The organism is Spirosoma jeollabukense, from assembly GCF_054777855.1.
On the sequence record NZ_BAAHAD010000004.1, the window covers coordinates 603,057 to 614,052 of the forward strand.

Sequence of the window (10,996 nt, forward strand, 5' to 3'; positions counted from 1 at the left end):
AGCTTAACTTCTCAAGTTTATCATATATAGTAAAGATTGCAAATAAATTAGTATACTGCATTATCTCAGAATAATTACGCTAAACTTTTAATAAACTCAATTGCTTTTTGTATATCAATAAAGCAGTAAATAAATATTGGTTTGTTTCCAAGACTTATGACACCATATTTTACATCACCTTTCGTAGAAGGAGTCAATTTTTCATCATAAGTAAAGCTGAATTTGATTTTATAATCAATCTTTCCACGGGTATTTTTAACAATATCTTCAAATATAATATCATAAAAATAAGGCTTAACCATTTGGATATTTGTGACATCTTCAAATTCTTTTTCAGTAATTAACTCCTCAACTGGAAGGAATTCAAATCTACTCTGGTGAAATAAAAGGACATCGCACATTTTTAAGAAAAGTGGATGTAAGAATTTGTTATTAAATTCTGTTAAGATTTCAGGATGTAATCCAATAAGAGGATTAAAACGACTTCTAACGGATAAAGGAGCACTATTTTTTATGTAATCAGGCATCTTCTTTGATATATAAATCTTGCAGTTTTATGAAATTTCTTTTAAATACTTTAATTCTAGCATCTTCAAAACTAGAGTTTAAATTTTCAACAATTTGGAAATCTTGATCATCCTCAAAAAAATGAGGAATCCAGAATTCAGAAAAACTCCAGGAACCAACATAATTTAATTGTAAAGCAAACTCATAAACTAACTGTTTTTTAATATCCAGCTTTCTTTCTTCTGATAAATTCTTAGTAGTACATGTATCCTCAGTAATATATTTATAATCAATTATAGTGAAATCAAAAATACATGGTTTCTTAGCTAAAAGCTGGCTCAGCGTAAAGCGATTAAAATAATTGTTTATCTCAGAAAAAAAGCTGTCCCTATCAATTGAAGAAACGTTAGAGTATACCTCTTTGAGAGGGTATTGAATGTGTTTAGGATTCTTATTTACGTATTTGTTATATATACTATCAATTTGCGTAAAATCATGAGATTTAGTCCTAGGTATAAGCTTTACATTTGTATGATTATATACTTTAATTTCTTGAACATCATAAATTTTCTTGAAATGGCCCATCTCAACAGCACCAGTGAAATTAGTATAAACTAGATCTGGCCGCAAAAACCTTTTTTTATCACGAAGTGAATTTAGTTGAAAATAAAATGGATTTTGAAAACTATTGAATAGTTGTTTTTTTCCAACTCTATCCGCAAATAAAAATTGTGATTCTTCAAGCCTTAGTCTTGCCTCATTGAAGCACAACTCCTCCCACAGAACCATAAAATCAGATATTCCCCATATATTACCTTCTTCATCTGACGAATCATCATTTTCACCGTATAAAAATTTATATATTGCATCGTAAAAATGCCAATAGTCTAAATCTTTATATGGGGTTGATCTATCTATCTCGTCTAATATATCCTTTAATATTGCTATTGTTCCTTCGAAAGTTTCTTCACCAAAAATTGAACTATCATAATGTAAATATGTTTCCTTGAATTCAGTAGATAAACTTTTAATTCTGTCACTATCAAACTTTTCATCAAGAGCTTGCTTTATTTCTGAATAAATAAAGCAAAACATTTGAACTAGGGCTGGACTATGCGTATCAATGATTCTTTTGGGAAATTCCATTTCATCTATGAAGATAGTCTCTTCATCTGAAAAGATAGCTTTATGGAGATATTTGTAAATTTTACTATAATCAATTTCAGTAGAAGTAGACAGCTTATTTTTTATGCCTAATATAGCAAGCTCATTATATGCTTCAAGAATTGAATCAAGCATTTTTAATTTACTGTATAAAATAAGTTGCCCATCTTTCCCTTCAATGGAGTATCCGTTTTCAAATTCAGAAAACCCATCAAACTGTTTTTCCTCAGAAAGCTTTTTTTTCTCTTCAAAAAACTTTCTGTAAGTTTTATATGTATCAAAAAAAAGAGTTTTTACTGATGAATAATTGTTTGTTGGATAGTTATTAAAGCCTTTCGGTAAATGAAACTCAAACTTTTGTGTTGCTTTATTTTTTCTAATTCCAACAAAAGTATTTTTCCAATCTGTTTGCTTAAACGAGAAGGTCAGTTCTTTTAGATTTATCATTAATCTATTATTCTAGCTTCAATTGCAGTATAAAACTCTTCATAATATTTTACAAAATCACCAAACGTTACTAAATCAGACTTTAATATAGGATTGGTTTGCCTTAAAGAGCTTGAGTTCAAAAGATCAAGTAAAGGTCTCTTCTCATTGTTGAACACGCTATCCCACAAAAAGAACATAAGTTTATTCCTAACAGATTCGTGAGAAATGGTATCTCCTTTAATAAAGTAGTAGCCAATTTGTTTATCCTCAATTCTTCTTATTTTATCGGCGTGTTGTTTAATGAAAGTATTAATGGCATTAACATATTTCTTCCATAAACTTCTATCAATATTATTTAGCCTACTGTCAATATTTGTAAAGTATTCCTCTCCAATTGGGTTAATGTCGATAAATTCCCAATCCCATCTCCTTTTAAAGGCGCTATCCATAAAATAGATAGAATTATCCGACGTATTCATTGTGCCTACGATCGAGAGATTTGGAGGTAGTTTTACCTTTTTATTAATTAAATCAAAATACAAATGAGGAATTTTTTTCTGTAATGTATCTAATTTAGCCACACCATCAAATGGTGGTAACCTGTATTCATTAATCTCGCCATTTGCAGCATAACTAAATCTAACACCTATTAATTCTAAAAGTTTAATAAATTCAAGATGAGTTATATTAATATCATAACTACTCCATCCATTATCATCTCTATCAAGCAGTTGAAAGACAGTTCCAAAAATTGCTGCTGAATTCCCTCTATTTATTTCATCAATTACTAAAACCACATTTTCAATATTGCTACATAAATTGCCTTCTCTATCATGTGCATCATGAATATTTTTTAATGATTTAGCTAAAGCTGTTAAAAAGTGACCTTCAAAAAAGCGATACTCAACCTTCCCGTTATCTTTGCTATGAGGGACTAATTTTCCCATAAAATCACCATATGTATACTCAGGATGAAATACGGTTCTAACTTTATTTTCAGGTGTTGTTATTTTTAGAGTCTCTGGAATTAAAAATTGATCAACTCTATAACTCTTCCCTGTACCTGGGCTACCAAAAAGTATTTTCTGAATGTGACTCATTTTTTATGGGTAAATCTCAATAAGAGAATTTTCATATTGGTTACTTAAATTTTCAAACTAAGCAGTTCTTCCGAGCAAAGTATTTTAATTTCAGAATATACTTATTAAATAAGTTTGAATAGTTCAACTCATTTATAGATTGTTCAAAAAATATTACAATTATTATTGTAAGCTATTGGTTTACAATGATTTGACTTTGAATTAATAAATAATTCGACTTCTTGTCGCTAAAAATTTGATGCTTAGTAGTCTCTAAATTATAATATTACTAATAAATAGATAGACCTCAGCTTGTAATGGCTCATAGAGTAATTGATGGTAATCAACAAGTATAGATGTTTCAACCACTGTTTCAACCAAAAAGAAAAAACCAGCTAGTGGTTGAACTAACTGGTTGATAATCAATGTGATCCCGATTGGATTCGAACCAATGACCGCCTTCTTAGAAGTACCAATATTAATACAAAACAAAGTTACTACATACGTTAACCTAAAATATAATTGATAAGTAGCTTGGTTGTTGGCAATGTTCCAGAGTTGTTGTTCTAACTGCTTTTTTTGATCGACTGACATTCTGATAAGGTTACGTTCTCTATACTTGAATCAACAAAAATGCAGATTATCCTTAACCTGACAAACTCCGTTTATCTATAAATGACAGTAGCCCGACCTTGTATTAATCGGGCTACTATCAGCAACAGGAAACAGATTTATTGTTTAGTCAACGGGTACTTGTGTTACGTCTTCACCGTCTTTTATCGCACCGCCCAGCATCTTTATTGTACTGCTCGAAAGCCCATTCGAGTCGTTGTCTAGCTGGAATTTGTAATCAACTTCAATCGGCTTTTTGTCGTCATTTACGACCGTACCTTTGACGTGGCACGTAATCAACTTACCCGTTGAGTTGAAACCCCACCCTAACTGTTGGTTCTCTAATTCGCCAAAACCCGTGTCGTAATCCTTAAGATCAATGTAGCCGCCCATGTTCAGACCTATATCGTAGCCTTTTCGTTGTAATTCAGCTCTAAGGGCTATTTGTTCTGCTAGGCCGGTTGTCTGGTCGGGTTCCTCCTTTTTTCCACCCAAAAAGCCACCGATTAGGTCGCCAAGCCCCCCCAGTCCACCAGTCAAATCCATTGCTTTTCTGTGCACTGAAATACCTCTGCCAATATCCTCGTAGTCTTCACCTCTGAAAAAGGATAGTTCTTTCCCCTTATTTTTTTCGGCTCCCTTGCTCCAGGTATCAATGATGTCTTCGGCTAGTTTTGGGGCAAAGTCTTCTTTACTGTTGCTGCAACCAGTTAATGTAATAGCACCAATTAGCAGGGTTAAGGACAATAACTTGGTAGTTAGTTTTTTTCTCATAGCTGATAGACAAAGGAATTTGGATTGAACATGATGTGATTTAAGGTAAATATATGTACTCTGGCTGTTACCTAAAATCAACTTTATCTAACGTAGTAAATTACTCATTTCGCCGGGTTATAGGGGCTCTCCGTGAATCATACGCCCATCAAAAAGCCACGTATTATTTGGCCGGCAAAAAGGTGTTACGGGCGCGGTAATCCGTTCTTTCCACTCAATACCCTGCTGCTGGCAAAGATGAAAGAACGTGCCCAACGTCGCTTTGGAGTCAGCCCGTAAACAGGCCGTAAATTGTTTGTCGGTTTGGGCGTACTGATAGCCGGGGTAATGCTGGCTAATCTGGTGGTAATAATCGCGGCCACTTTCCCCAAACGCATTAGCCAGACTACACCCTACAGCGTACCAATCGGCATAGTTATCGCCTATATACGTTGATCGTTTTCCTACCTCATCAATACACACCTCTACCCGTTGCCGTTCCGTGTCGGCATCCGTACTCAGACTAAAAGGCCGGGGCTTGGGTTGGGGCGGTTCGTCGTACCACTCAAACAGCATCACTTGTTCAGGCTGGTACGGGTCAGGGTCGTAGGAGTAACCGCGTAAACTGGCTACGTTGCGCGGCTTGGTATCAATATGAATGCCGTAGTGAGCAAATACCCGTTTGAGCCGGTCGAAGTGATGGCCGTGCCGTTCGGGGTAAGCAATAGGAACTAATCCCCAATAGCCTTTTCCCGATGCTGACAGGGCGCAATATGCCACAAAGGGGAGTTTACTGATTTGGGCTTTCAGGTCGGCATAGTTGCGAATATTGGGGTTATCCTTTAAATCAATATCAAAGGCTAACAAGCGGGTATGGCTCCCGGCAACCAGGCTCGATTCCTGCCGATAGGTAAAAACAGCACTCGGAGTAATCGCGGGTAAGGTGGCCTTAATGCTATCCCGTTCGGCCTTGTCCACTACCTCCCGCAACGCGTCAATTTTGGCGCGGTGCTTGGGTGAATACAGCCAGACTAGCAAATTGATAGTTACCGGATTGGTTGGCGTGTCGTAATTGGCAAAGCAACTTACCGATACATTCAGCACGTCTTGAGTAAGTAAATACGTCGGCATGGCTTGGAGTGGGCTAGATACTGCTAGCTGCTAAAGTGACTGCTAATTAGCAGTTGGCAGTATCGCAAGTGTCTGCCAACTGCCAAACCCCCTATATGGCCTTTGGCAGTTGGCAGACACTTTTTAATCAATTGGAGTCAACTGGTAAAACTGGTCGCGGCCTGTGCGAAACTCATCCAAACGAACGGCGCTACCTTCTTCATCGAACATAGCTGGTTGTTCTTCCCGACTGCTTTTCAGGCGTTCCCGAATCGTCGCGTTTTTGGCACCAAATTCGCTTTCCAGCGTCTTGAAAACCTCCCCTTTAATCATTGGCCCATCGGCAAGCAAGCTAATCAGCCGGTCGGCTATATCTTCCGTGTCGGCTTTGTGTTTCCGGTGGTTAATGTGTGCTGCTACCTGATCGGCTCCGGCCAACACTAACCCGTTGGCTTCTTTATCATATTGCAGATAAAGAGGATCGGGTCGTTTGCCACGACGTAGTTTTAGATATCGCAATCGGATTAAGTCGGTATCGTTGCCGCCGGCATCTTTTTCAAAACCAATCTGTAAAGCGGTACTGGCTTTGTTAGCGGCTTCGGTGCCGGTGTGCCCTCTGGCTTTTTCGGTGCCGGGGTTCTGGTGAATGACCAGTAAAAACGTCGCGTTGTGTTTATCGCAGAGGTTGCCGATAAAGTCATACAAACGCATGGATTCTTTGGCGTCGTTGAAGTCCCCTACGGCATCAGTAACCACATCAATCAGGACGAATAGGTGTAAGGGTGTATTTTTTCGAACGTGACTGATATACGCTTCGATAGCGTCAAAACGGCGGGCGCGGTCAGTCGCTTTGATGGAGGTAAAGCGAAAATCGACGGGTTGCTCTGCCAGGGTGTAACCGGCCCTCAGTTTGATGTTCTGAATGGCAAAGGGTAGTTCCTCGCTCTGGTTTCGTTCAGTGTCAATATAGCAGACACAAAATCGCTCCAGTTCGGCCCGTACAAAATTCAAAAATTGCGGGTTGCCAGTGTTGCGGGCCAATAGCAGAGTGGCAAAGAGTTCAGCCAGTCTTGACTTATGGCTACCGTAAGCTCCTTGAACGATGTTGATGGTTCCCCGCCCTATAATTCCCGTATCGGCTCGACTAATAAGGGGAGGGCTAAAGACAACGGCTTTTGTCGCGGCATCGCCTAAGAGCCGTTCCCGCTCCAGCAAGGGAGCCAATAGCTGTTGTTTATCCGCTTCTTTATTGTCCGCCCTAGTCTGCTTTTGTTGGCTTTCCTTCGTGGTATTCTCCTGCTTAGACTGCTCAAATTGTGCGGGGTCGAAATCGTCAATATGAACGTCGTAAGGTGTATCTTTGTCTTGTTGCTGGTACATGGTAATAGGATTTCAGACGGGCCGATGCTGGCGGGCATCCGGCCCGTTTTTGTGTTAATCAACATTGTACGGAATAGGGCCAAACGGTAGGGCGTCGGCATCCTCATCGGCGTTAATAGCCGGTGGCATAGGAGCGGGGTGCTTCTGTTCAAATTTGACCATTGCCCACGTAATTAGGACAAGCAGGCAAAGAAGAGCAACACAGATAACCGCGTCTTGCATGATTGAGAAAAAGGCGGGAAGTTGGCTCATGCGTCCGGCCCTCCTGTCGTTTCGCGGTTGCCTTCGTCTAACCATTCCAAAAGCTCGGAGCGTCGGAATGTTAGGCGGTTTCCTCTTTTTTTGTGGGGTAATCTTCGCTCTGATACGAGCGTGTAAATACGGGCGGCTGAAAGCCGGGTAACTTGCCGGGCCAACTCGATACCCCCTATTTCGTCGGGTGTTATGGGATTACGTTGTTGCCGAAGCTCTTGCAAGACTTGCTCGATTGCAGATAGCCGGCGGTCAATCAGTTCATAAGGATTTGCGTAGGACATTGCTATTTAGCGTTTGATTACGCTAGCAATATTCGGGCAGGGCAAGTGGTGGAACTGGTTGCAACTAGTTGACTATTTTTCATTGTTGGCTTTTGCTTCCTTTAACTCTTTCTCCGCCATACCTTTAGCTTTTCCTTCCAATAAAGGTAAAACCATGTTAATATCCTTTACTCTATTTTTTCCTCTACTGGTTCTAACCAGTGGGGAAGTCAATTGGTTATAGCTTGTTGCTAGCTTTTGGCCGCTTGTTTGGCCGTATTTATTGGCTATTTCTTCAGCATTATTTTTATTAATCGGCTTGTCTATGTAATGGTGAAAAATAGCTATTTGGGAATGAGAAAGTTTAATTTGCTCATCAACAGTTGATAGTGCTGAAGTGGAAGAGATATTTGAAACTAAAGGTTTGAAGGCCAATTCAGGAAAATATTTTACTATTTCTCTTTCTGTCGATTGAGCTACATTAAAGATTATATCGTATGGGCTATCAATGCCAAAGAAAGACCTATATGCTGCATTTTCATTATACCAATTATAGTATTGATATATACCAACTATGAATTCAGCTTTCAAATCAAGTTCAATGGCTTTCCAGTTCTGAGACTGTGTAAGCTGTTGTTTCAATGCAACCGCAAAATGGCCGAGTTCATCTCGTACATTATCTAAATAAAATGTAGATCGTAAATCACGCTTTCCCTCTTCGGTTTGTTGAAATACCCAACGGGTAGCAATATGAATCTTTTGTCTCAGCGAAAAAATCCAAGTTGTTATATATTGCTCTGATTCGTTTGGCATTGCTGGTACAGACAAATGATTATACAGTAAGATAGACTGGGGTTTGCTGATCGGATTAGGTGCTATTAATAGAGTAATCTGGTCCTCTATATACCATATTACTTTGCATATACCTATTCGATTAATTACCAATAGAAAGTTCTGTTGAAGCTCTGCTTGTTCCCTAGAATGTGATAACTGACAAAATGGGATTAAAATTTTTTCTATAAATTCTGCTGTTGAATTAAGTACAGTTCTATCAAAATTTATGCCTGGATAGTTATTTTTCTCATCAGTATCCATTTTTCTTAGGGTATCTATTGAATTTTTTAATGCATTATTGAGTATATCAGGATGTTGATCAGGATTCGATGCTAATACTTCATTCAATTTATCAAGAGAGGATTGATAAAAATTTTCTATCCATCGCTCAGCGAAGTTAATTAAATCCTCAAAGGTAGAATATGGAGTTTTTGATAGATATAGTTTAGCGTTCTCATTTAATTCAATTCTGGCTAGTGCTTGCGCTTGTTCATGTCTTTGTTGTCTCCATTGACAATATTTGTGTAAATCCTCCTCAATTATGGCTGGAGTTAAAACATCTTGCAACATCTTAAATTCAAGTGTTACATCATGATTTCCATCGCAACTTTTATTGGCTCTGATTGAAATCCCTGCCTTCATCTTAGTTGCCATATACCATTCAATAAACCCATCTTTACTTGGATTTACTCTATATAGCTCTTTCAGCCATTCACTTACTTCAGTAGCAATAAGCTGAAATTGAGGTGTAAGATTTTGAGTATGATTGTCAAACCAGTCATTATATAATTGGAATAGATTTTCTATATGTTTACCCTCTATATCATCATAGGTAGTTAACTCTAATTTGTGACCGTTAGGATCTGTTTTGGCAGCAATGACTACAGTATAGCCTTTTATCTTTTCGGGGAACAGTGGCCCTAAATATTGTTTAATTTGCCTTTCGTGATGTTTTAGGGCCTGTGGATTAGTTGAACAGTGTTCTAACCACTCTGATGGTGGAAACTCAAATACATTTAGATCATCTATTTTAAGTTCGATAACCCCATAGGGTTCAAATATACAGTCTTGATTACCTAAGACTTCACCAAATATGTCTCCATATCGCTTACTATCAGCCAATTCAGTAAGCTTCTCTTCAAATTCAGGCGAAGGCGGAATTATTGTAAGACTATCCCACAGCTCTTTAATGTATTGTTCGTCATAACCATAAAGCCACATTAAGGCATCTAAATAAATAGAATCTAATTTTCTATTATGAGTGTTGAATCGTTGATCATATATCTCCTCTAATTCGCTCATTTTTCAATTACATTGTAACGAGTTTTGTGATGCCTTGTAAATGAATGCTTACTAATTACAACAAAGCATCATAAGCTAAATCAACCGTTTCTGACGCAAAAGAATCCAGATAGATAGCCGTAACAGCTTCTGACTTATGACCCATTGCTTGACTAATAACAGCAGTAGCTGTACCTTTTTGCCGTAGAACTGTGGCAAACGAATGCCGGGCAACGTAGGTAGTTAGCGGGGTATCAATCCCAGCCCGTTCCCCCAACGTTTTAAGGTCTTTATTCACCTGACCTAAAATCTTGTTAAGCCGATTATTCATTTGTGCTTCGGTCTGATGTATGTTGGTGTTGAGGATAGGGAAAATGTAACTATCAGGCCCATTGTTAGTTTCGTTTCGGTATTGTTCAATAAGAGTTTGGGCGGGTGCCAGTAATCTAATCGAAAATCTCCCGCCTGTTTTCTGTCGGACATAATTAAGCCGGACAAAACCCTCTGTATCGGTTCCTATGTTGCGCCAACGTAGCTTTGACAAATCTACAAAATTGATCCCACCACAATAGGAGGAAAATAAGAACACTGACTTAGCCATTGTTAGCCGTTCAATTTCGGCGGCATTCTTTATGTTCGCTATGGCTTTAGCATTTCGTTTGCCTTCGAAGTCGGCAGCAGTATATGCTCTAGTTGGCACAAAGTTTTCAACCTTCCGTACATCGTCCCGACTGATGGCCCTCTTTTGTGTTGAAGTGTTAAACTTGCCAATGCTAAATTTATGCTTTTCGGCTGCATTGCGAGTAAAAGGATAATGATCTGGCTTTGCTACGCCCTCAGCTATAGCTTTATTTAAGACAGCCCGTAAGGTTCGATAGCGATTACTTAACGTCGTGTCACTGTTACCCCGTTGTCTAAAAAAGGTTTCTAGCTGGTTGCAGAACCGTACTGATACGTCGTTAAAGGAAATGTCTTTCTTTAGAGGGCCATACTGATCTAAAATAAATTCGGCAAGTTGATTGCGTAGGTCTTTGTAGATTGCGCTATTGCCATTTTTACGGGATGCAATCATTGCCGTAACGAGTTCATCAATGTAGGCTAACAAAGTAATACTACGAGCCTGTTTACGGCCTTCTATAGCTTTGCTAGCTACGGCTTTTGTATCATGTATTTCGTCAGCATCAGCTAAGGTTTCTGCGGCTTGGGCGTAAGCCTTCTCTTTCTCCGCTAACTTCTTATAGACGCGTGAGTTAGTCCGTAAAGAATGCTACCTCCTTCTTCCGAAAGAAACAGCTTATGCGCGCTCGATCAGCCTGTAAGTAATTCACTTCC

General features: G+C 38.6%; 11 protein-coding genes. All 11 read right to left on the bottom strand.

Going from position 1 to position 10,996, the window contains the following annotated elements:
- Positions 1 to 74 precede the first annotated feature (74 nt).
- Positions 75 to 527 carry a hypothetical protein gene (locus tag ACYVEA_RS19385; protein ID WP_461115080.1) on the bottom strand — a complete coding sequence of 151 codons (453 nt, stop codon included), beginning with the start codon at positions 525 to 527 and terminating at the stop codon, positions 75 to 77.
- Complete coding sequence (locus ACYVEA_RS19390) at positions 520 to 2,118, bottom strand: hypothetical protein (RefSeq protein WP_461115081.1); 1,599 nt, start codon at positions 2,116 to 2,118, stop codon at positions 520 to 522. The genes ACYVEA_RS19385 and ACYVEA_RS19390 overlap by 8 nt, the downstream gene beginning before the upstream one ends.
- Positions 2,118 to 3,200, bottom strand: coding sequence for an AAA family ATPase (locus tag ACYVEA_RS19395; RefSeq protein ID WP_461115082.1), 1,083 nt, complete (start codon positions 3,198 to 3,200; stop codon positions 2,118 to 2,120). The genes ACYVEA_RS19390 and ACYVEA_RS19395 overlap by 1 nt, the downstream gene beginning before the upstream one ends.
- A 252-nt stretch (positions 3,201 to 3,452) precedes the next feature.
- A complete protein-coding gene (locus tag ACYVEA_RS19400; RefSeq protein WP_461115083.1) occupies positions 3,453 to 3,773 on the bottom strand; it encodes a hypothetical protein in 321 nt (106 codons plus the stop codon).
- A gap of 144 nt (positions 3,774 to 3,917) precedes the next feature.
- Complete coding sequence (locus tag ACYVEA_RS19405; RefSeq protein WP_461115084.1) at positions 3,918 to 4,565, bottom strand: hypothetical protein; 648 nt, start codon at positions 4,563 to 4,565, stop codon at positions 3,918 to 3,920.
- 117 nt (positions 4,566 to 4,682) lie between these two features.
- A complete protein-coding gene (locus ACYVEA_RS19410; RefSeq protein ID WP_461115085.1) occupies positions 4,683 to 5,675 on the bottom strand; it encodes a PriCT-2 domain-containing protein in 993 nt (330 codons plus the stop codon).
- Positions 5,676 to 5,798: 123 nt separating this feature from the next.
- Positions 5,799 to 7,034, bottom strand: a complete 1,236-nt coding sequence (locus ACYVEA_RS19415) for an AAA family ATPase (protein ID WP_461115086.1) — start codon at positions 7,032 to 7,034, stop codon at positions 5,799 to 5,801.
- Between the two features lie 54 nt (positions 7,035 to 7,088).
- Positions 7,089 to 7,256 (bottom strand): hypothetical protein, encoded by a 168-nt coding sequence (locus ACYVEA_RS19420; RefSeq protein ID WP_461115087.1) that lies wholly within the window; start codon positions 7,254 to 7,256, stop codon positions 7,089 to 7,091.
- A 26-nt stretch (positions 7,257 to 7,282) separates the two neighbouring features.
- The gene (locus ACYVEA_RS19425) at positions 7,283 to 7,570 is read right to left on the bottom strand and encodes a helix-turn-helix domain-containing protein (protein ID WP_461115088.1); all 288 of its coding nucleotides are present in this window, start codon (positions 7,568 to 7,570) and stop codon (positions 7,283 to 7,285) included.
- A 72-nt stretch (positions 7,571 to 7,642) separates the two neighbouring features.
- The gene (locus ACYVEA_RS19430) at positions 7,643 to 9,685 is read right to left on the bottom strand and encodes a hypothetical protein (RefSeq protein ID WP_461115089.1); all 2,043 of its coding nucleotides are present in this window, start codon (positions 9,683 to 9,685) and stop codon (positions 7,643 to 7,645) included.
- 55 nt (positions 9,686 to 9,740) lie between these two features.
- Entirely contained in the window at positions 9,741 to 10,769 is a 1,029-nt protein-coding gene (locus ACYVEA_RS19435; protein WP_461115090.1) for a site-specific integrase, read from the bottom strand.
- Positions 10,770 to 10,996 lie beyond the last annotated feature (227 nt).